The 20,079-nt window shown below is 62.8% G+C and carries 19 protein-coding genes and 1 pseudogene; 6 read left to right on the forward strand and 14 right to left on the reverse strand.

Annotation, left to right across the window (positions count from 1 at the left end; translation table 11 throughout):
* Positions 1–37: 37 nt before the first annotated feature.
* The 3 genes from JQ629_RS11765 to JQ629_RS11775 all read right to left on the reverse strand — a co-directional run bounded on the left by JQ629_RS11765 (position 38) and on the right by JQ629_RS11775 (position 4,268).
* Positions 38–2,389, reverse strand: a complete 2,352-nt coding sequence (locus tag JQ629_RS11765) for a bifunctional salicylyl-CoA 5-hydroxylase/oxidoreductase (protein WP_212412790.1) — start codon at positions 2,387–2,389, stop codon at positions 38–40.
* A 169-nt stretch (positions 2,390–2,558) separates the two neighbouring features.
* On the reverse strand, positions 2,559–3,395 hold the full coding sequence (locus JQ629_RS11770) for an enoyl-CoA hydratase family protein (RefSeq protein ID WP_212269080.1): 837 nt from the start codon (positions 3,393–3,395) through the stop codon (positions 2,559–2,561).
* A 111-nt stretch (positions 3,396–3,506) separates the two neighbouring features.
* Complete coding sequence (locus JQ629_RS11775; protein WP_212412791.1) at positions 3,507–4,268, reverse strand: SDR family NAD(P)-dependent oxidoreductase; 762 nt, start codon at positions 4,266–4,268, stop codon at positions 3,507–3,509.
* Between the two features lie 157 nt (positions 4,269–4,425).
* Between JQ629_RS11775 and JQ629_RS11780 the strand changes: the two genes are divergently transcribed.
* Positions 4,426–4,875 carry a cupin domain-containing protein gene (locus tag JQ629_RS11780; protein ID WP_211996955.1) on the forward strand — a complete coding sequence of 150 codons (450 nt, stop codon included), beginning with the start codon at positions 4,426–4,428 and terminating at the stop codon, positions 4,873–4,875.
* A 534-nt stretch (positions 4,876–5,409) separates the two neighbouring features.
* On the opposite strand, the gene JQ629_RS11785 is transcribed toward JQ629_RS11780, so the two are convergent.
* The 4 genes and pseudogenes from JQ629_RS11785 to JQ629_RS11800 form a co-directional block, all read right to left on the reverse strand.
* A complete protein-coding gene (locus JQ629_RS11785) occupies positions 5,410–6,609 on the reverse strand; it encodes an ABC transporter substrate-binding protein (protein WP_212412792.1) in 1,200 nt (399 codons plus the stop codon).
* 79 nt (positions 6,610–6,688) lie between these two features.
* On the reverse strand, positions 6,689–7,525 hold the full coding sequence (locus JQ629_RS11790) for an SDR family NAD(P)-dependent oxidoreductase (protein ID WP_212412793.1): 837 nt from the start codon (positions 7,523–7,525) through the stop codon (positions 6,689–6,691).
* A gap of 33 nt (positions 7,526–7,558) precedes the next feature.
* Positions 7,559–7,702 (reverse strand): annotated as a pseudogene (locus tag JQ629_RS11795) (carboxymuconolactone decarboxylase family protein); the annotation flags it as partial.
* Positions 7,680–8,387, reverse strand: coding sequence for a TetR/AcrR family transcriptional regulator (locus JQ629_RS11800; RefSeq protein WP_212412794.1), 708 nt, complete (start codon positions 8,385–8,387; stop codon positions 7,680–7,682). The pseudogene JQ629_RS11795 and the gene JQ629_RS11800, both read right to left, overlap by 23 nt.
* A 115-nt stretch (positions 8,388–8,502) precedes the next feature.
* On the opposite strand from JQ629_RS11800, the gene JQ629_RS11805 reads away from it, so the two are divergent.
* Together JQ629_RS11805 and JQ629_RS11810 are read left to right on the forward strand one after the other, a co-directional pair.
* Positions 8,503–9,717 carry an ABC transporter substrate-binding protein gene (locus tag JQ629_RS11805; RefSeq protein WP_212412795.1) on the forward strand — a complete coding sequence of 405 codons (1,215 nt, stop codon included), beginning with the start codon at positions 8,503–8,505 and terminating at the stop codon, positions 9,715–9,717.
* Positions 9,718–9,727: 10 nt separating this feature from the next.
* Positions 9,728–10,618 (forward strand): MBL fold metallo-hydrolase, encoded by an 891-nt coding sequence (locus tag JQ629_RS11810; protein ID WP_212412796.1) that lies wholly within the window; start codon positions 9,728–9,730, stop codon positions 10,616–10,618.
* A gap of 3 nt (positions 10,619–10,621) precedes the next feature.
* Here JQ629_RS11810 and JQ629_RS11815 read toward each other — a convergent pair whose 3' ends face one another.
* The 3 genes from JQ629_RS11815 to JQ629_RS11825 are packed head-to-tail and all read right to left on the reverse strand — an operon-like array spanning position 10,622 to position 13,553.
* Entirely contained in the window at positions 10,622–11,671 is a 1,050-nt protein-coding gene (locus JQ629_RS11815) for a hydroxyacid dehydrogenase (protein WP_212412797.1), read from the reverse strand.
* 15 nt (positions 11,672–11,686) lie between these two features.
* Entirely contained in the window at positions 11,687–12,571 is an 885-nt protein-coding gene (locus JQ629_RS11820; protein WP_212412798.1) for an amidohydrolase family protein, read from the reverse strand.
* A gap of 16 nt (positions 12,572–12,587) precedes the next feature.
* A complete protein-coding gene (locus JQ629_RS11825) occupies positions 12,588–13,553 on the reverse strand; it encodes a Bug family tripartite tricarboxylate transporter substrate binding protein (protein WP_349631254.1) in 966 nt (321 codons plus the stop codon).
* Between the two features lie 199 nt (positions 13,554–13,752).
* Here JQ629_RS11825 and JQ629_RS11830 point away from each other — a divergent pair, with 199 nt between their 5' ends.
* The 3 genes from JQ629_RS11830 (at position 13,753) to JQ629_RS11840 (ending at position 15,469) form a co-directional block, all read left to right on the forward strand.
* Complete coding sequence (locus JQ629_RS11830; RefSeq protein WP_212412799.1) at positions 13,753–14,325, forward strand: thiamine pyrophosphate-binding protein; 573 nt, start codon at positions 13,753–13,755, stop codon at positions 14,323–14,325.
* A gap of 8 nt (positions 14,326–14,333) precedes the next feature.
* Positions 14,334–14,939, forward strand: a complete 606-nt coding sequence (locus tag JQ629_RS11835) for a thiamine pyrophosphate-dependent enzyme (protein ID WP_212412800.1) — start codon at positions 14,334–14,336, stop codon at positions 14,937–14,939.
* A 164-nt stretch (positions 14,940–15,103) separates the two neighbouring features.
* Positions 15,104–15,469, forward strand: coding sequence for a VanZ family protein (locus tag JQ629_RS11840; protein WP_212412801.1), 366 nt, complete (start codon positions 15,104–15,106; stop codon positions 15,467–15,469).
* 71 nt (positions 15,470–15,540) lie between these two features.
* Here JQ629_RS11840 and JQ629_RS11845 read toward each other — a convergent pair whose 3' ends face one another.
* From JQ629_RS11845 to gcl, 4 genes are all read right to left on the reverse strand, one after another.
* Complete coding sequence (locus JQ629_RS11845; RefSeq protein ID WP_212035290.1) at positions 15,541–15,930, reverse strand: DUF1236 domain-containing protein; 390 nt, start codon at positions 15,928–15,930, stop codon at positions 15,541–15,543.
* Between the two features lie 120 nt (positions 15,931–16,050).
* On the reverse strand, positions 16,051–16,938 hold the full coding sequence (locus JQ629_RS11850) for a 2-hydroxy-3-oxopropionate reductase (RefSeq protein WP_212269066.1): 888 nt from the start codon (positions 16,936–16,938) through the stop codon (positions 16,051–16,053).
* Positions 16,939–16,964: 26 nt separating this feature from the next.
* Positions 16,965–17,750, reverse strand: a complete 786-nt coding sequence (gene hyi / locus JQ629_RS11855) for a hydroxypyruvate isomerase (protein ID WP_212412802.1) — start codon at positions 17,748–17,750, stop codon at positions 16,965–16,967.
* Between the two features lie 14 nt (positions 17,751–17,764).
* Entirely contained in the window at positions 17,765–19,558 is a 1,794-nt protein-coding gene (gcl, locus tag JQ629_RS11860) for a glyoxylate carboligase (RefSeq protein WP_212412803.1), read from the reverse strand.
* Positions 19,559–20,079 lie beyond the last annotated feature (521 nt).

Below are 20,079 nucleotides of genomic sequence, written 5' to 3' on the forward strand. Positions count from 1 at the left end.
GAGCGGGGCGAGGGAGAGATAGAGCGTGCCATCCAGCCTATTCGGCCGCAAGCGGCTTTGTCGCCTCGGCCTTGAGCTCGGCGCGGGTTTTCGGCTTACCCTTAATTTTGAGGTCGTCGAAATCCTGCCGGTCGCGGACAGAGTTGCGGAAAATCTGCTCTTTTCCGGGGAGATATTGCGGCGGACAGGCGATATCGGAGGCGCCATACCAGGCCGCCGCCCGCATGGTGAAGGAAGGATCAACCAGATGCGGCCGGCCCAGCGCCACCAGGTCGGCGCGGCCGGCGGCGAGAATGGTGTTCACCTGATCTGACGTCGTGATGTTCCCGACGCACATGGTCGCAACCCTTGCCTCGTTGCGGACCTGTTCGGAGAACGGCGTCTGGAACATGCGGCCGTAAATCGGCTGCGCGTCGCGCACGGTCTGTCCGGTGGAGACGTCCACGAGATCGACGCCGGCCTCGCCGAACGCGCGGGCAATCGCCACCGCATCGTCGCCGGTGACGCCGCCTTCGGCCCAGTCGGTGGCGGAGATGCGCACCGACATCGGCTTGTGCGCCGGCCACGCCGCGCGCATCGCCTCGAATATTTCGAGCGGATAACGCAACCGGTTCTCGAGCGTGCCGCCATATTCATCCGTCCGGGTGTTGGTCAGCGGCGAGATGAAGCTTGCGAGCAGATAACCGTGGGCGCAGTGCAGCTCCAGCATGTCGAAGCCGCAGGCGTTGCCGCGCAGCGCGGACGCGACGAACTCGGCCTTGACGCGATCCATCGCTGATCGGTCCATCTCGCGCGGCACCTGGCTGTCCGGGAAATAGGGAATCGGCGACGCCGACAGCGTGTCCCAGCCGCCCTGCTCCAGCGGACGGTCCATGCCTTCCCACATCAGCTTGGTGGCGCCCTTGCGCCCGGCATGGCCGAGCTGCAGGCAGATCCTGGCGGCCGAATTGGCGTGGACGAAATCCACGATCCGCGTCCATGCCGCCTGCTGCGTGTCGTTCCACAGTCCGGTGCAACCCGGCGTGATCCGGGCGTCGCGGCCGACGCAGGTCATTTCGGTGAAGATCAGACCCGCGCCGCCGATCGCGCGCGAGCCGTAATGCACCAGATGGAAATCGCCGGGCACGCCCTCTTCGGCCGAATACATGCACATCGGCGACACCACCGCGCGGTTGGCCACCTCCATCTCGCGCAGTTTGAACGGCTGGAACATCGGCGCGACCGGTTTTTCGACGTCGACGTCAAACCCTTTGGCGCGGACGGTCTTTGCAAACGCCTTGTCGACCTCGCTGACAAAGCCCGGCGCGCGCAGCGTGAGGTTATCGTAGGTGATCGCCTTGGCGCGGGTCATGACGCCGAACGCGAACTGCACGGGATCGAAATCCCAGAAGCGGTCGACATGCTCGAACCAGACCAGCGACACGTCGGCGGCATGCTGGGTCTTCTCGACCTCCTCGCGCCGCCCATGCTCGTAGGTCTGCAAGGCTGCATCTACTGTCGGCGCCTGCGCCATCGCTTCGGCGAGCGCGATGGCGTCCTCCATCGCGAGCTTGGTGCCGGAGCCGATCGAGAAATGCGCGGTCGCCTTGGCGTCACCGAGCAGCACCATATTGTCCTTGACCCAGCGCTCGCTGCGGATCATCGGAAAATTGCGCCACATCGAACGGTTGATCAGCAGCTTGTGCTCGCCGAGGAACCAGCCGAAGATATCAGCCATGCGATCGGCGGATTGCTGCTCGCTCAGGCCTTCCAGGCCGGCGCGCGCAAAGGTCTCGGCATCGGTCTCGAAGATCCAGGTCGAGCGGCCGGCTTCATATTGATAGGCGTGGGCGATGAAGGGACCCCACTCTGTCTCCTGGAAAATGAACGTGAAGGCATCGAGCGGTTTGGTCGACCCCATCCAGGTGAACTTGTTGGAGCGCAGATCGATCTCGGGACGGAAATGCTCGGTGTGTTTGTCGCGAAAACGGCTGTTGATGCCGTCGGCGAGCACGATCAAATCGGCATCGGCAAAACGGGTCTCGTCGTCGACATCGGTTTCGAACAGCAGCGTGACGCCGAGTTCACGGGCGCGTTCCTGCAGGATCAGCAGCAGCATGCGGCGCGAACAGCCGCAAAAGCCGTTGCCGCCCACCCGATGGACGGTGCCGCGGAAATGCACGGCGATATCATCCCAATAGGCGAATTCCTGGGTGATGCGGCGGTAGCTCGGCGGGTCGTACTTTTCGAAGTTATCCAGCGTGGCGTCGGAGAACACCACACCGAAGCCGAACGTATCGTCGGCGCGGTTGCGCTCGTACACCGTGATCTCGGCCTGCGGCCGCTGCTTCTTCAAGAGGATTGCGGCATAAAGACCCGCCGGTCCGCCGCCGATTATCGCCACCTTCATCAGCGCCTCCGAAGCAAGCTAACGGGCCATCTGGAAATTACTTTAAACCTAAAGCAATTTTCAGGCAAGCCCCTCCGTGTAGCCGGGATGAGCGAAGCGACATCCGGGATTCAAGCCGCACGATCACCCCCGGGTTTCCCCTCCGCTCTCACCCGGGCTACTCGGTTGCTCAATTCCCCTGGAACACCGGTGACCGCTTGTTGGAAAACGCCTCGAACGCCCGGGCAAAGTCCTCCGTGGTCATGCACAGGGCCTGCGCGACGGCCTCCGCCTCGATCGCCTCTTCCACCGACATCGCCCATTCCATCGCCAGCATCCGCTTGGTCATGGTGTTCGCGTAGGTCGGCCCGTCGGATACCTGTTTCGCCAGCGCTTGCGCCTGCGCCAGCACCTGGTCGGCGGCCACGATCCGGCTGAAGAAGCCCCAGCGTTCGCCCTCCTCCGCGGTCATGAAGCGGCCGGTGTAGAGCAGTTCCGACGCCCGCGACTGACCGATGATACGCGGCAGGATCGCACAGGCGCCCATGTCGCAGCCGGAGAGCCCGACCTTGTTGAAGAGGAAGGCGACCTTGGCGCCGGGCGCTGCCAGGCGCATATCCGAGGCCATCGCGATGATCGCGCCGGCACCGGCGCAGATGCCGTCGACGGCGGCGATGATGGGTTGCGGGCAAGCGCGCATCGCCTTGACGAGATCGCCGGTCATCCGGGTGAACGCCGTGAGGCCCTTGGTGTCCATCTGCACCAGCGGGCCGATGATCTCGAAGACGTCGCCGCCCGAAGAGAAGTTCCCGCCGGCGCCGGATACCACGATGGTCTTGACTTCATCATCCATCGCGCAGGCGCGGAAGAAATCCGTCAGTTCCCGGTAGCTGTCGAACGTCAGCGGATTTTTTCGCTCGGGACGGTTCAGCGTCACGGTGGCGATCTTGCCGTCAACGGCGAGCAAGAAATGCTTCGGCGAATATTCTGATAGCGGCAGCGTGACGGGGTTGGCAGGTCTGCTCATGGGATCTCCCTTGTCTTGCTATTCGTCATTGCGAGCGCAGCGAAGCAATCCATTCTTTCTTTTTGCGGCGAGATGGATTGCTTCGCTCCGCTCGCAATGACGGTTTCAATTTCAAACTTCGCCGCCGGCGACCGCGACCGCCTGTCCGGTAATGGCGCCGGCGCCCGCGCCGCACAACCACAGCACGGCATCGGCGACTTCCGACGGCGCAACGAGGCGGCCCTGCGGATTGTGCTTCGACAGTTCGGCCACCGCCTGCTCGCGGCTGCGGCCGGTCTTCTTGATAATGTTGTCGATACTGCCCTCAAGCAGATCGGTTTCGGTGAACCCGGGACAGACGGCATTGACGGTGACGCCGCTCTTGGCCGTTTCCAGCGCCAGCGAACGGACGAGACCAATCACGGCGTGCTTTGCAGCGCTGTAGGCGCTGACATAGGCGTAGCCCTTCAGGCCGGCGGTAGAGGCGATCGCGACCACCCGCCCCTGGCGGCGCTCCAGCATCCCCGGCAACACAGCCTGCGTGGCATGCACCACGCCCATGAAATTGACGTCCATCATGCGCTGGAACAGCGCCGCGTCGGAGCGGCCGAACGGCGCGGATTCCGCAGCGCCCGCATTGGCGATCAGGATGTCGATCGGCTGCCGCGCCGCGGCTTCCGCAACGGCTGATTTCACGGAAGCTGCATCGGCGACATCGGCTGTAACAGCAAATTGCGCGGCGCCTGACGCAACGGCTTCATCCAGCGTGGCGCGATTGCGGCCGAGCACGGTGACGACAGCGCCGGCGTCGGACAGTGCCGCAGCTACCGCGCGGCCAATGCCTCGCCCGCCGCCAGTGACGAGCGCATGCTGGGAATGCAACGGTTTGGACATCGGTCGGCCTCCCGGAACTGACCTCCGACATTTATTTTAAACTTCAAGCTTTTGCAAGGAAGCAAGTTGCGGAAGCGTTCGCGTGCCTGCCACACCCGCTTGACAGAAGGCCGGCCGGGGGTAGCGTCGTCGCGACAGCCAAAGAGGGGTCAACAACATGGCGGCGCTCGAAAAAGGCATCACGCAGAACGGCACCGGCTATTCCGGCAAGACCTGGAACATCCTCGGACAGGTATACTTCCCAAAGGCCGTGACGGATTCGACCTTTGCGTTCGAAACCAACAGCGATCCCGGCCAGTTCGTGCCGGTCCACATCCACCCCACGCAGGACGAATTCATCCTGGTGCAGGACGGCATGCTCGATCTGAAGCTCGATGGCGTCTGGGTGCAGGCCAAGGCCGGCGACCTGGTGCGGTTGCCGCGCGGCATCCCGCACGGCTATTTCAACAAGTCGGACAAACCGGCGCGGGCGCTGTTCTGGGTTTCACCGACCCAGAAGCTGGAAGCACTTTTCAACCAGTTGCACAATCTGAGCGATGTCGCCGAAATCGTGCGCATCTCGGCCGAGCATGAAGTGAATTTTCTGCCGCCGGAAGCCAATGACTAAAACGCTTCGCGAAATTTAGCTGAGCCCGCGCGCAACGTGCCGCACGGGCGACGATGGCAAAGCTCTGACGCTGCGCGAGAGTATTTACGCCAGACATGGCGCGACAAACCCGGTATCCGCGAACCGCAGGTTCGCGCGATGACGAGCTTTCAATGTTCAAATTGACGTAAGCGGCCTTAAGCCCCGGCAGCCGGCAGGCTGGCGGCGGCGATCGCGACGATCTGGGCCAGGCGACGTCCGATCCGGGACGGCGCGTTGCGCAGAAATGTACCTACCTGTCGCATTTCATCTTCCATCGTGCCCGGCGGAACGGTTGTTCCCAGAAACGGGGCGCACTACGGAAAATGGTCGTAACGGGCTAACTAGTCGAGATGTCTACGAAAATAGCAATGCGCGCGTCGTCCGGACGCCCTTTGGCAGTGGAATTATTGCCAAGATCGCACCCGCCGCGGGGGAAATTTTCTCCGCAGATTTGAGCCGGACTTTCGGCACTGAACCCGTCCCCGGAGAGGACGGGTTCCAGGTCGCCTCGCCTCACTTCGGCATCACGATCCAGGACGTGCCGTCAAATCGCGCCAGCCGCATCTGCTTGATGGGGAAAAAATCCTTGGCGCTGGTGCTGAGGTTGATGCCCGGCAGCAGCATCGGAAGCTCCAGATCCTTCATGGAAGCCGCCTGCTGCATGACGTTCTCGCGCGTCAGCTCGTCGCCGCATTGCTTGAGGACTTGGACGATGGTCTGGGCCATGGAGTAGCCATAGACATTGCTGCCGTCGATCAGGCTCCCTCGCGGATACCATTGCTTCATGAAGGCGAGCCAGTCCTGAAAGCCCTTGTCGCTTTCCCACACTTTGTCGGTGGGATCCTTCATGTAGGCCGCCGTCACGGCGCCGATCGACTTCTCAAGACCGGCCGGAGCCAGAGCCGCGCCGACCGACGCGCCAGCGCTCGGCAGGATGATCGCGGGCTTCCAGGTCAGCTCAAACGTCCTTCGGATCGCCTGGGCGACGAATCTCGGATTCGCGTGCAGGAAAAACACGTCGGCGCCCGCGGTCTTCAACGTGATGACTTGCGAGTCGACCGTCGGATCCGACAATTCATACGAGGTCTCGGCCACGATCAGCTTGGCGGCGTCACCGAGGCCCGCCTTGAAACCCTTGATGTAATCCTTTCCGGAATCGTCGTTCTGATACAGCACGCCGATTTTTGCCGTCGGATACGTGGCAGCCGTGTAACGGCCGAGAATGGCGCCTTCGATCTGGTAGCTGGGCTGCCATCCCATGGTCCACGGAAAATGTTCCGGATCGCCCCACCGCGTCGCACCGGTCGCGACGAAAAGCTGCGGCACCTTCTTGATGTTCAGATATCTCTGAACGGCGGCGTTCGGCGCCGTGCCGAGCGAGCCGGCGATGAACAGAACATCATCCTGCTCGACCAGCTTGCGGGTGGATTCCACCGTTTTCGATGAGACAAACCCGTCGTCCTGCGACAGCAGCGTGATCTTCCGGCCGTTGACGCCGCCCTCCGCATTGATCTTGTCGAAATAGGCCTTCATCACCAGGCCGATCGTGGCATAGGACGAAGCCGGCCCGCTGTACGGCATGGTCTGGCCGATCTTGATCTCGGTGTCGGATGCGCCGGGATCGTATTTCTTCTGTGCGGACGCTGCTCCGGTCCAGACGATGGCACTGACTACACCGGCAACAAGGGCCGGCCACAACGACTTGCTCAACATACGCTCACTCCCCTGTTTTCACTTTTCTTTCCGGCACAATGCGATGCCGGCTATTGCTTGACCCGTTGCCTCACCGTGCTCATAGCCCGGTGATGCCGCTGTCGACCGCCAGCGTCTGCGCGTTGATGTAAACGCTCTCGTCGGACATGAAGAACAGCGCGGCATAGGCGATCTCCCACCCCGTCGCCATCCGCCCGAACGGCGAGCCGGACGCACTGCGCGACGGCCGGCCGGCGCTGGTGTGGCGGCCAAGCGGCGTATCGACCAGCCCGGGGCAGATGATGTTGGCGCGGATGCCGCGCCGTGCGCCTTCCTTGGCGACGTTGCGCATCAGGCCGCCAAGCGCCGCCTTCGACGTGTCATAGGCAATCAGCCGCGAGCCCGAGCGAAGCCCGGCGATCGACGAGATGAACACGATCGACGCCCCATCGGCGATATGCTTCAGCGCCTTGCGGCAACAGAGCATCGGACCGGTCAAATTGACCGCGAACGTGTCATTCCACTCCTTGAGATCGACACCGTCGAGCCCCAGCGCCCCGACGCCGATGCCGACATTGAGCACCATGCCGTCGAGCCCGCCGAGACCATCAACGGCCTCGTCGATCATCCTGTTCACATCGTCTTGGCGCGCGATATCCGCCTTGATCGAAAAGGCGAGACCGCCCTCGCCGACAATGCGCTTTACGGTGTCATCGGCGCTGGCGCGGTGCAGGTCGGCAACCGCGACATGGGCGCCTTCCCTGGCAAACAGCATGGACATGGCCCGGCCGTTTCCTACCGGATCGGTCGCGGCGTCGAACGTCCGCTGACCGCCACCGACGACCAGGATCCTGCGACCCCGAAGCCGGCCGCGGCCCGGAGCCTGACCTTCGGACGCCGCGCTAAGCTGGCGGACATAGCGCATTTTCTCTGTCATCTTTTACCTCGCCCCGTGTTGGCGCGCCGAGCCATTGCCGACCCGCATCGCCGGGATCATGCCGGCTTCGGCGTGCGCCATTAATTGAAAGACGCTCGACTTGACCGCCATCCGGTCAAAGGATGCGCGGATATCTCCGGTGGTCGCGTCCGGATCAATCAGGGGTAACCTTGCCACGCGCTTCTCCCTTGCCTTTTCGTTTTTTTGTATTTGCTGGCTCTGCGACGTCGCTGATGGCGATCAGCGAAAAGAAGAAACCGAGAAACCGCTCGATGGCTTCCATCACCTTGTCGCGCGGTGACGACTGCGCGCCCATCACATAGTGCTCGAGGCGGATGTAGATCAGGCCGGCTGCGAACAGCCGTGCGGTCTCGCGCGGATCCGGTGTCTTGACGAGACCGGCCAGCGTGAAGCCGCGGAAATAATCCGTCATCAGACGCTGTTCGCGCGCATAAAACTGATCGGCGAATTTCGCGCGAATGCCCGGCACCCGGTTTCGTTCCGCGGTGATGACCTTCTGGAATTGATGCTCGCGCGGGTCCGACCACTGGTCGACGAGGTCGAGGGCAAACTGCCGGCAAAACGCCGCGGGCTGGTCGCGCAATTGGCGATAGCGCGGCTGCTCGAGGCGGCTCGCCGAACTCGCCGGCCCGTGCTCGCTGACGATCGCTTCCAGGATCGCCGCCTTGCCCGGGAAGTGGTTGTAAAGGCTGCTTTCACGGACACCGACCCGGCGCGCCAGTTCGCGCATCGAGGCGCCGCCATAGCCGCTCTCGGCAAACAGGCTGAGCGCTTCGGCAAGAATGCGCTCGCGGGTGGAGGTCGCGACCGTTTCGGCCGCATTGGAAGCAGAGGAAATCATGCACATTGACTAACGAACGATCGTTCGATAGTCAACCAAACGAACGATCGTTCGTACGCCCGAACGACCGGAAAGCCCGCCCGAAGAGGTGGGAAAACCTGGGAGGAGCTACAAAGTGCGCCGTTTTCCTGGACCCCGACTTCACACCCTCTGCATCGCCCTGTCGGTGCTGGCGGCCATCCCCGCGCAGGCGCAAGGCGCCGCGAAATACGACACGGGCGCTGACGACAAGACGATCAAGATCGGCACCACGGCCCCCCTCAGCGGGCCGGTTTCCGCCTTCGCGCAGATCGCGAAATCCGCCGAAGCCTATTTTCGCAAGATCAATGACGAAGGCGGCGTCAACGGGCGACGGATCCAGATGATCATCGCGGACGACGCCTACAGTCCGCCGAAAACCGTCGAGCAGACCCGGCGCCTGGTCGAAAGCGATGAGGTGCTGTTGATCTTCGGCGGCGTCGGAACGCCGACCAACAACGCCGTGCACAAATATCTCAACGACAAGAAGGTCCCGCAACTCTTCCTCGGCTCCGGCGCCGCGAAGTGGGACGATCCGAAGAGTTTCCCGTGGACGGTCGGCTGGCAGCCGACCTATCGCGACGAGGCTCTCGCCTATTCCAAATACATCAGGGACAGCCATCCGAAGGCAAAGATCGGCGTTCTCTATCAAAACGACGATCTCGGAAAAGACTATCTGAAGGCGCTGGGGGAAGGTCTCGGCGGCAGCGATCAGATCGTCTCCAAGGCCCCTTATGAAACCACGTCCCCCACCATCGATACCCAGATACTGATCTTGAAGAGCAGCGGCGCCGATGTCGTGCTGGTGGCGGCCACACCGAAATTCGCCGCGCAAGCGATCCGCAAGATCGGCGAGATCGGATGGAAGCCGACCACGATCATTTCAAACGTATCCGCCTCCATCAGCGGCGTGCTCGAACCGGCGGGGCGCGAGAATTCGGTCGGCGTCGTCTCCAGCCAGTATCTGAAAGACAGCACCGATCCCGGTCTGAAGGATGACCCCGGCTACAAGGAATGGCTGGCCTTCATGGAGAAATATCTGCCGGACGCCAACAAGAGCGACTGGCTCAACGTGTACGGCTACACCATCGCCCAGACATTGGTAACGGCGCTCAGGGCCGCCGGTAACGATCTGACCCGCGCCAATGTGATAAAGCAGGCGACCAACCTGAAAGACGTTCACCTGCCAATGCTGATCAACGGCACCACGGTGAATAATTCGCCGGAACGCTATACACCGATGACGAGCATGCGGCTGATCCGCTACGACGGAACACGCTGGGTGCCGTTCGGCGATCTGCTGCGGAACTGACAAGCCCAGCATGGAGACGCTGAAAATTGGCAGCATGCGGATCGACCGGCTGGTCGAGATTGCCAACCTGCCGTTTGAAAGGAACTGGTTGTTCGCCAACGTCGATGACGAGGTGATCGCGGCTAACAGCGACTGGCTGGACGAGCGATACATCGAGCCCGGCACCGGGCGGATGATCCTCAGCCACCACTCCTACGTGGTCCGCACCGACCGATGGACAGCCCTGGTCGACACCTGCTGCGGCAATCACAAGCCGCGGCCGCGCGTCCCGGTATGGAACCAGCTCAACCAGCCTTATCTGGAAAACATGCAAGCACTCGGCGTTCGTCCCGAAGACGTCGACTTCGTGATGTGCACGCATCTGCATGTCGATCACGTCGGCTGGAACACGCGGCTCATCGACGGGCGCTGGGTCCCGACCTTCCCGAACGCGCGGTACCTGATGGGCCGCACCGAGTATCGCCATTGGGAGCAGGCGCACGCCGCCAACCCCAACAATCCGGTCAATCACGGATCGTTCGCAGATTCGGTGTTGCCGGTGGTCGCCGCCGGACAGGCGGAATTCGTGGAAACCGACCATCTGCTGTTCGACGATCGAAACGCGATGATGCACTTTGAGCCCGCCCCGGGCCATACGATCGGCAATATGCAGATACATTTGAACGGCAGGCATGATCACGCGGTCATGTCCGGCGACATCATCCATCATCCGATCCAGTGCGCGGCGCCATGGCTGTCGAACGCGGCGGATTTCGATCGGGAGGCCGCACGGACCACCCGTATCAAACTGCTCGAGCGGCTCGCGGACACGCCCAGCATCCTTCTTGCGGCGCACTTTCCGGCACCGACCGCCGGCCGCGTGGTATCGAAGGGATCCGCCTTCCGGTTCGTTTTCCTGTAGCGCCTATTTCGGCGCAAACCCGAACGTCCGCTCGAAGCGCTTGGCATAGGCCGGCCAGACCTCGGGATTGACGATACGCGGCGGCCGCTTGCCGTCGAGCGCGTCGAGGATCTGTTCGGCGGCGATCCTGCCCATGTTGACGCGGGCTTCCCTGGTGACACCTGCCGTATGCGGGCTGGCCAGCACATTGTCGAACTGCAGCAGAGGGTGTTCCGGCGGCGGCGGCTCCTTGTCCCAGACGTCGAGCCCGGCACCGGCGATCCGCTTGTCGCGCAGCGCATCGTACAACGCGGCCTCGTCGTGAATGAAGCCGCGCGCGGTGGTGATGAAGAACGCATGCGGCTGCATCAGCGCGAACTGTTTTGCGCCGATCATGCGGCGATTGTCTTTTGTCAGCGGGCAGGAAATCGAAACGAAGTCCGAGCGGCGCATCAGCTCGTCGAGCTCGACCTTCTCGGCGCCCCGCGCCGCGATTTCCTCTGCCGTCAGATAGGGATCGTACGCGATCACCTTCATGTGCAGCAGGCCCTTGCAGAGCTCGGCGATGCGGCGGCCGACATTGCCGATCCCGACGATGCCGATGGTCTTGCCCTGCGCCTCGTTGCCGATCAATGCGTTGCGATTGACATTGGCCTCGCGGCGCAGCGCACGGTCGGATTCGAGGATGCGCTTCGACAGCGTCAGCAGCATGCCAAGCGCGTGCTCGGCCACGGAATTGGCGTTGCCGCCGGTCTGGTTGACCACCAGCACGCCGGCCGCGGTGCAGGCATCGACATCGACGGGGTCAAAGCCCGCGCCGTTGCTGGAGACGATGAGCAAATTCGGCGCCCGCTTCAGAAGATCTGCATGGGCATGGAAATGCGGCGCCAGTTCATCGCGCGCCGCCCCGATCTGATAGGCGTGCGCCGCGGCCAGAATCGGCGCCGCGACGGATTCAGGGCTCTCGTTCTCCAGCTTGTCGAGCCGCACATCGGCCCTGGCCTTCAGGATCTCGGTGTAGATCTCGTGGGCGAGATATTTGACGTAGAACACGCGCTTGTTGTTGACGGTCATCTTGTTGTGCAACTTTCAGTTCGGGAAACCGTAGAGTTTAGCGGGATTGCTGACGAGGATGCGCTGCTGTGTTGCCTTATCAGGCGTCCACATCTGAAACAATTCGAGAAGGTGTCCGGCGTCCGGCATTTCGCCCTCGACCCGCGGATGCGGCCAGTCGCCGCCCCAGACCAGGCGCTCCGGATTTATCTTGACCAGCATCTCGTGGAACGGCCGCGCTTCGGGATAGTCAGGCGCGCTTTGGCTCAACCGATGCGCGCCCGACAATTTCGCCCAGCACCAGCCCTCGCCGACCGCACGCAACAGGCTCTGGAAACCTTCGGTGCCGGTGCCGGCGCGCGCATCGGTGCGGCCCATGTGATCGATCACGACAGGCAGGCCGAGTCTTTTGAGGATCGGAATCGCCTGCGGCAAATCCTTCACATCGATCCAGAGCTGCAGGTGCCAGCCAAGCTCAGCCATGACTGGCGCAAGCTTCTCGGCCTCCGTCAACGGCACGCCGCCGCGATAGTGCAACTGACCATCACGAAAGAAGTGATTGAAGCGCAGGCCTCGGACGACGGCGCCGTGCCACGCGCGCAATTCGTTCGGCGAAACTTTGGCGTCGGCCACCGCGACGCCGCGCAGGCGGCCGGGCTCTCGCCGCAGCGCATCGAGCATCGCCGAATTATCGCGGCCGTGCGCACTGCCCTGCACCAATACGCCGCGCGCAAAGCCTAGCGTGTCGAGCATGCCGAGATATTTTTCCAGCGGCGCATCCGGCGGCGTGTAGCTGCGATCATCCGCATAGGGAAAGCGATCCGATGGGCCGAACACGTGGGCATGGGTATCGCAGGCATCAGGCGGCAGCCGCACCTTGGGACGACTGACGGGACGCGGCGGCAGGCAGGCTGGAATCATCGGAGGCACCACATCGTTATTCCGCCTTCATCCCGGAAGCTTTGATGATCGGCTCCCACTTCTCGTAGTCCTCACGGATCTTAGTCTCGAACTGTTCCGACGAACTGCCGATCGGCAAGGCACCGAGCTTGCCAAGCTTCTCCTTGACGGCATCGGTATTCAACGCGGCGACGAAATCGTTCGAGAGCTTTGCCAGCACTTCTGGAGGCAGATTGGCGGGCCCGAGCAGCCCCCACCATACGCCTGTGTCGTAGCCCGGAACGGACTCCGACATGCTTGGCACCTTGGGGAGGAACGGCGCGCGATCGGCAGTCGTCACGGCCAACGCGCGAAGCGTGCCGGCCTGAAGCTGACCGACCGATTCCGGGCCATTGTTGAACGACATTGGGATCTGCCCGCCGAGCAGATCGTTGATTGCGGGCGCGCCGCCCTTGTAGGGTATCGCATTGAGATCGATCTTGGCGAGGCTCTTTAGCAGTTCGCCGGCAAGATGCGTCGACGTGCCGGTGCCGGCATGGGCGAATGAAAGAACTCCCGGTCTGGTCTTCGCAGCCGTGATTACGTCAGCCACCGTCCTGAACGGAGAATCCGCGCGCACCAGCAGGATATTGGGCGACGACCCGAGTAGCGAAATCGCGGTAAAATCCTTGAACGTGTCGTAGGGAATTTTGGGATACAGCAACGGATTGGTGGCATGACCGCTCGCCACCATGATCAGCGTGTAGCCGTCAGGCGGCGAGGTCACGACTGCTTGCGAGGCAATGACACCGCCGGCGCCCGGGCGGTTCTCGACCACGACCGACTGGCCCCATTGCTTGGACACCACCTCACCCAGCGTGCGCGTCAGGACATCGACGCCGCCGCCGGCGGGATAGGGCACGAGAATACGCACGGGCTTTGACGGGAACGATTGCGCGGATGCCGCGCCCAGCGCAGCGAGCATCAATGCCGCAACCGCAGCCATCCGGAACCAAACTCGCACGGCAGCCCTCCCGATGTTCTCGTTATCTCACATTGTCGCATGCCGGCGCGTTGAAGGCATCGCCAAGTCTGCAGATCACGGTAACGATGAAGGCATGTTGACAATCTCGTCCACGGCGTCAAGTTTCGGCGCGGCAAAAGCTGCGCGACGGCACCACGTCGCGAACGCAAATTTTCGGAAGATCGAGGGAGACGACAGTATGGCGGCTGCGGAGGAAAAAACCTCGCCCAAGACTTCGCTGGAGAACAGCTCGCAGGAGAAGAGCTGGCACGGCATCGTGCTGCAATCGCTCAAGCGCAACGATGTCAGCCTGGTGCCCTATGTGCCCGATCGCATCCTGACGACGCTGATCAAGAACCTGCATGCCGATCCGTTTTTCACGACCTTTCCGACCGCGCGCGAGGAAGAAGCCGTCGGCATCGTCTCCGGCGCCTGGATGGGCGGGCGGCGCGGCGCGGTGCTGATGCAGACGTCAGGCTTTGCGACGCTCGCCAACGTGCTGGCCTCGCTGGCGATGCCCTACCAGATCCCGCTGATCATGTTCGTGACCGAACGCGGCACGCTCGGCGAGTTCAACTACGGCCAGTCGCTGGTGTGCCGCACCATGCGCCCGGTGCTGGATTCACTTGCGATGGAGCATCACACCTGCACACGGCTCGACGAGTTCGAGTTCATCTGCGACCGCTCGATCAAGCAGGCCATCACCACGCAGGCGCCGGTGGCGCTGATCCTTTCGCCGCTTTTGACCGGCGGCAAGACCTTCGACAAGTGAGCGATGTCATGAACAGCACCCCTGCCCGCAATACCAAGGTCATGAACCGCTTCGATCTCACCTCGCGGCTGGTCGCCAAGCTGAAGAACGAGGAAGCCGTGGTCGGCGGTATCGGCAACACCAATTTCGACCTGTGGGCCGCCGGCCATCGCCCGCAGAACTTTTACATGCTCGGCAGCATGGGCCTCGCCTTTCCGATCGCGCTCGGCGTGGCACTGGCGCAACCCGAGCGCCGCATCTTCGCGCTCGAGGGCGACGGCTCGCTGTTGATGCAACTGGGCGCGCTGTCGACGATCGCGACCCTGGCGCCGAAGAATCTCACGATGGTGGTGATGGACAACGGCGTCTACCAGATCACCGGCGCGCAGCCGACGCCAGGCGCTGTTGTGGCCGACATCGTTGCGATCGCGATCGCCAGCGGCCTCGGCAACAGCGCCTGGGCCGCCGACGAGGACGATTTCGAACGCCTGATCGAGCAATCCATGTCCAACGAGGGGCCGACCCTGATCGGCGTTCGGATCGACGACAAACCGGGTGTTGGCACCACGCGGCGCGATCCCGTGCAGATCAGGGAGAGCTTCATGCACGGGCTGGGTGTGCGGGAACCGCTCTAGCTTTTTGTTTTGACGCGTTTTCTTCACGCGAACCGGGCTCCATCGCGCATCAAGTGCGGGACAGGCTTTCGCTCGAAAGCGCTCTCGAATTAGGCATTAACCACACGGCATTGTGGCTGTTCGCAGGTGCAATATTCGCGCCCTGGCCGTGCTAAGCCGAGGCCATGTCAGTCGCCCTCAAGCTCTTCGCCTGGTGCCTTGCCGCAGCCGTTGCATTCGCAACCCTGGGGCCGCCGGGTTATCGGCCGCACGCCAGTATTCTCGGACAGGACGGCGAACATGCGCTCGCCTTCGTATTGCTTGGCCTCGCGTTCGGCCTGGCCTACACGCGAAACCGTTTGTTTACGGCGGCCGTCGCCGTCGGGCTGACCGGCGTCATCGAGATCCTGCAATTCTGGGCGCCGGGACGGCACGCGCGGCTGGAGGATTTTTTGGTCGACGCGCTTGCAGCCTGCGTTGGCCTCGCCGCTGCGGCGGCCTTCGATCTGATCGTCAAGCGAACGCAGCGATCGAGCGTTGGTGCGTCCTAACGGTGCGTCCTGACGCAAGAAAATCCCCGCGGGAGGAATGCCCCCGCGAGGATCAATTGCAAGCTGCGCGCTTAGTCGATGATCTTGATGACCTTGCGGGTGCGCGGCTCCACGATCACCCGGCGATCATTGACGATCGCATAGCGATATTCAGTGTGGCTCGGCACCGTGCGCAATTCGACGGTCGACGGCAGCGGCTCGCCGACCACGACGCGCTCACGCACCACGACCGACGGCCCGCGCTCCGCCTGGATCGACGTGATCACGGCGTTCGGAATTTCCAGGCCCAGGCCTACGGCCGCACCCACGGTGCCGCCAACGACCTCGCCGACCGGACCGCCAACCTGGCCACCCGCTCGGGCGCCGTCCTGCGCGCCCTGAACGGTGGTGGATTGGGCAAACGCCGCGCCCGAAGTCAGCAGCGAAGCGGCAATCAGCGAAACAGCTAAACGATTGTTCATCATGTCCTCCAGTGAATTGATGGTGCGTTTCAACCATCGGAGGCATCGGATGTTCCGGTTCCACGCGCGCCAATAAAGGGCACATGGAACAGGAAGTTCCGCATCAGGTTCCGCGTTCGATCAAGTCTTTCCAATCTCGTGGTTAGCCATCATCTCCAGCGCCTTCACCATGCCGGAATGATCCCACGCCTTGCCGCCATGCGCCGCGCAGGAACTGAACAGCTGCTGTGCGATCGCCGTATTCGGCAAGGATATGCCGAGCGAGCGCGCGCCTTCGAGCGCGAGGTTGAGATCCTTCTGATGCAGCTCGATGCGGAAACCCGGATCGAAATTGCGCTTGATCATGCGCTCGCCATGCACCTCGAGAATCCGCGACGACGCAAAGCCGCCCATCAGCGCCTGCCGCACCAGGGCCGGATCGGCACCGGCCTTCGATGCGAACAACAGCGCTTCGCCGACCGCCTCGATCGTCAGCGCGACGATGATCTGGTTGGCGACCTTGGTGGTCTGGCCGTCGCCATTGCCGCCGACCAGCGTGACGTTCTTGCCCATCTTGTCGAACACCGGCTTCATGGTGTTGAACGCGCGCTCCGGCCCACCCACCATGATGGTCAGGCTCGCGGCCTTGGCGCCGACCTCGCCGCCGGAAACCGGGGCATCGAGATAATCGGCGCCGAGCGCCTCGATCTTTTTGGCGAACTCCTTCGTGGCAAGCGGCGAGATCGAACTCATGTCGACCACGATCTGGCCCTTTGAAATCCCCTGCGCGACGCCGCCCTCGGAGAACAACACCGCTTCGACATGCGGCGTGTCCGGCACCATGATGATGACGACGTCGGATTTTTCCGCGACCTCCTTGCCCGATTTGCAGGCCACCCCGCCTTCGGCGACAAGCTCGGGCGGGATCGGCGCGACGTCGTGCAGGAACAGGCGATGGCCGGCAGTCTGGAGATGCTTCGCCATCGGGCGACCCATGGTGCCGAGGCCGATAAAGCCGATATCGATCATTTGGATTTTCCCTTGTTATTGACCAATCAGGTATCGAGCGTCAGGGCCGCGTGCCAGCCGAGGCCGTCGACGGTCGTCGTCCTCGGTTTATACTCGCATCCGACCCAGCCGCGATAGCCGATCGCGTCGAGATGCCGGAACAGGAACGGATAATTGATTTCACCGGTGCCGGGCTCGTTGCGGCCGGGGTTGTCGGCGAGCTGGACATGGGCGATGCGCGGCAGATGCTTCTGCAGGCTGCGCGCGATGTCCCCTTCCATGATCTGCATGTGGTAGATGTCGTACTGCACGAAGAGGTTGCTCGATCGCACGTCTGATATGAGCTGGATCGCCTGTTCGGTACCGCTCAGGAAAAAGCCCGGAATGTCTGTTGTGTTGATCGGCTCGACCAGAAGCCTGATCCGTTCCTTGGCCAGCGCGTCGGCGGCAAAGCGCAAATTGCCGATCAGCACCTCGTTCAGTTCGCGCGCATCGGCACCATCAGGCGCGATGCCGACCAGACAATTGAGCTGACGGCAATCCAGCGCCCTGGCGTAATCGATGGCGCGCGCGACGCCGTCGCGGAATTCCCCGACACGGTCAGGAAAAATCGCGATGCCGCGCTCGCCCGCCGCCCAGTTGCCGGCGGGGAGATTATGCAGCACCTGGGTCAACCCGTGCTGCTGCAATTGCTCGCTGAGCTCGGCCTTGTCGAAATCATAGGGAAACAGATATTCGACCCCGCTGAAGCCGGCGGCCTTGGCCGCCGCAAAGCGATCCGGGAATGGCAGTTCGCCGAACAGCATGGTGAGGTTGGCGGCAAATTTGGGCATCGTCGATATCCCCCTTAAGCCGGCAACAAGGCGCCGGATGTGGTCGACTTCGCCGGCGCATCGTCCAGCGGCAGATCGAGCACTTCCTCGAACTCGATGATGTTGTCGATCTCGGTGCCCATGGAGATGTTGGTAACGCGCTCGAGGATGAACTCGACCACCACAGGCACCTTGTGCTCCGCCATCCATTCGCGCGCAGTCGCGAACGCCGCCTGGGCGTCGTGCGGATCGGTGACGCGGATTGCCTTGCAGCCGAGGCCTTGCGCGACGGCGACGTGATCGACACCGTAGACGCCGAGCTCCGGCGCGTTGATGTTCTCGAACGAGAGCTGCACCTGATAGTCCATCTCGAAGCCGCGCTGCGCCTGACGGATCAGGCCGAGGTAGGAATTGTTCACGACGACGTGGATGTAAGGCAGCTTGAACTGCGCGCCGACCGCGAGCTCCTCGATCAGGAACTGGAAGTCATAGTCGCCCGACAGCGCCACGATCTCGCGGGTCGGATCGGCGGCGCGCACGCCGAGCGCCGCGGGCAATGTCCAGCCGAGCGGACCGGCCTGACCGGCATTGATCCAGTTGCGCGGACCGTAGACGCCGAGGAATTGCGCGCCGGCAATCTGCGACAGGCCGATCACGCTGACGTAGCAGGTGTCGCGCCCGAACGCCCGGCTCATCTCCTCATAGACCCGCTGCGGCTTGATCGGGATGTCGTCAAAGCGGCTCCTGCGCAGCATCGTGCGCTTGCGGTCCTGGCACGCGGCCGGCCAGGCCTGACGGTCACGGAGCTTGCCGTCCCTGCGCCACTCCTTGGCCACGGTGACGAACAATTCGAGCGCCGCCTTGGCGTCGGAGACGATGCCGAAATCCGGATTGAAGACGCGGCCGATCTGCGTCGGCTCGATATCGACATGCACGAAGGTGCGGCCCTTGGTGTAGGTCTCGATCGAGCCGGTGTGGCGGTTGGCCCAGCGGTTGCCGATCCCGAGCACGAAGTCGGATTGCAGCATGGTGGCGTTGCCGTAACGGTGGCTGGTCTGCAGCCCGACCATGCCCGCCATCAGCACGTGGTCATCGGGGATGGCGCCCCACCCCATTAGCGTCGGCACCACGGGAACGTTCACAGCCTCGGCAAACGCCACCAGCAATTCGGATGCGTCGGCATTGATGACGCCGCCGCCCGCCACGATCAGCGGCCGCTCCGCGGCGTTGAGCATCGCCAGCGCCTTCTCGATCTGCCTGCGCGTCGCTGATGGTTTGTAGACCTGCAGCGGCTCATAGGTCTCGTCGTCGAACTCGATCTCGGCAAGCTGCACGTCGAGCGGCAGGTCGATCAGCACAGGCCCGGGACGGCCCGAACGCATGATGTGAAACGCCTGGCTGAACACGCGCGGCACCAGCGCCGGCTCGCGCACCGTGACCGCCCATTTCGTCACAGGCTTTGCGATCGACTCGATGTCGACGGCCTGGAAGTCTTCCTTGTAGAGCCGCGCGCGCGGCGCCTGTCCGGTGATGCACAGGATCGGGATCGAATCCGCGATCGCCGAATAAAGCCCGGTGATCATGTCGGTGCCGGCCGGACCTGACGTGCCGATGCAGACGCCGATATTGCCGGCTTTGGCGCGGGTATAGCCCTCGGCCATGTGGGACGCGCCCTCGACATGGCGCGCCAGGATGTGGCTGATCGAACCGCGTCGCTTCAGCGCGGAATAAAGCGGATTGATCGCCGCACCGGGAACCCCGAAAGCGGTCACCACGCCCTCTTTTTCGAGGATACGTACCGCGGCATCGATCGCTCGCATCTTCGCCATTTCGAACCTCGCTTGGCCGTGTTGCTGTGATGCGATCATCACGGCTGCCACCTTCGATCTCAACGACGTCGCTTTTGTTTCCCGCGATGTGGGAGGAATGGGGAAAATGGCGTGAGATCAGGTGGTTGGGTGGAATGCGGGGTGAAACAATAGGGTCGCTGACGAGAGGCGAGGCTCTATCAGCCGTCATTGCGAGCGAAGCGAAGCAATCCATAGCGCGGCAGAGAAGGTGGATTGCTTCGTCGCTTCGCTCCTCGCAATGACGCGGAAATAGCTTCGCATTCTCGCGGCGCTGATCGCCCGAGGTTTGCAGGTAATTTTCGCTCCCTCGAAAACAGAGGGCGCAGGGAAGACCGGGTGCGCGCTGCACCCGCGGTCCCGTGTGCGGTTTGCACAAAACAAAGTGCACACGAGCATACAGGGCAGCGGTGAACACCCGGCCTCCCCTGCGCAATGGCTTTACGGCTTATGCCGTGCTCTCCCCGGAGACGAGTTCTTGGTTGACTCCGTCACCGCCGGTT

It is taken from the genome of Bradyrhizobium sp. AUGA SZCCT0222, assembly GCF_018130205.1.
Lineage (GTDB): Bacteria > Pseudomonadota > Alphaproteobacteria > Rhizobiales > Xanthobacteraceae > Bradyrhizobium.

What these genes read in the sequence shown, in the direction of transcription:
- JQ629_RS11765 (WP_212412790.1), bottom strand. Translation starts at nt 2,389, where the DNA reads ATGAAGGTGGCGATAATCGGCGGCGGACCGGCGGGTCTTTATGCCGCA.
- JQ629_RS11770 (WP_212269080.1), bottom strand. Translation starts at nt 3,395, where the DNA reads ATGAGCAGACCTGCCAACCCCGTCACGCTGCCGCTATCAGAATATTCG.
- JQ629_RS11775 (WP_212412791.1), bottom strand. Translation starts at nt 4,268, where the DNA reads ATGTCCAAACCGTTGCATTCCCAGCATGCGCTCGTCACTGGCGGCGGG.
- JQ629_RS11780 (WP_211996955.1), top strand. Translation starts at nt 4,426, where the DNA reads ATGGCGGCGCTCGAAAAAGGCATCACGCAGAACGGCACCGGCTATTCC.
- JQ629_RS11785 (WP_212412792.1), bottom strand. Translation starts at nt 6,609, where the DNA reads ATGTTGAGCAAGTCGTTGTGGCCGGCCCTTGTTGCCGGTGTAGTCAGT.
- JQ629_RS11790 (WP_212412793.1), bottom strand. Translation starts at nt 7,525, where the DNA reads ATGACAGAGAAAATGCGCTATGTCCGCCAGCTTAGCGCGGCGTCCGAA.
- JQ629_RS11800 (WP_212412794.1), bottom strand. Translation starts at nt 8,387, where the DNA reads ATGATTTCCTCTGCTTCCAATGCGGCCGAAACGGTCGCGACCTCCACC.
- JQ629_RS11810 (WP_212412796.1), top strand. Translation starts at nt 9,728, where the DNA reads ATGGAGACGCTGAAAATTGGCAGCATGCGGATCGACCGGCTGGTCGAG.
- JQ629_RS11815 (WP_212412797.1), bottom strand. Translation starts at nt 11,671, where the DNA reads ATGACCGTCAACAACAAGCGCGTGTTCTACGTCAAATATCTCGCCCAC.
- JQ629_RS11820 (WP_212412798.1), bottom strand. Translation starts at nt 12,571, where the DNA reads ATGATTCCAGCCTGCCTGCCGCCGCGTCCCGTCAGTCGTCCCAAGGTG.
- JQ629_RS11830 (WP_212412799.1), top strand. Translation starts at nt 13,753, where the DNA reads ATGGCGGCTGCGGAGGAAAAAACCTCGCCCAAGACTTCGCTGGAGAAC.
- JQ629_RS11835 (WP_212412800.1), top strand. Translation starts at nt 14,334, where the DNA reads ATGAACAGCACCCCTGCCCGCAATACCAAGGTCATGAACCGCTTCGAT.
- JQ629_RS11840 (WP_212412801.1), top strand. Translation starts at nt 15,104, where the DNA reads ATGTCAGTCGCCCTCAAGCTCTTCGCCTGGTGCCTTGCCGCAGCCGTT.
- JQ629_RS11845 (WP_212035290.1), bottom strand. Translation starts at nt 15,930, where the DNA reads ATGAACAATCGTTTAGCTGTTTCGCTGATTGCCGCTTCGCTGCTGACT.
- JQ629_RS11850 (WP_212269066.1), bottom strand. Translation starts at nt 16,938, where the DNA reads ATGATCGATATCGGCTTTATCGGCCTCGGCACCATGGGTCGCCCGATG.
- hyi (WP_212412802.1), bottom strand. Translation starts at nt 17,750, where the DNA reads ATGCCCAAATTTGCCGCCAACCTCACCATGCTGTTCGGCGAACTGCCA.
- gcl (WP_212412803.1), bottom strand. Translation starts at nt 19,558, where the DNA reads ATGGCGAAGATGCGAGCGATCGATGCCGCGGTACGTATCCTCGAAAAA.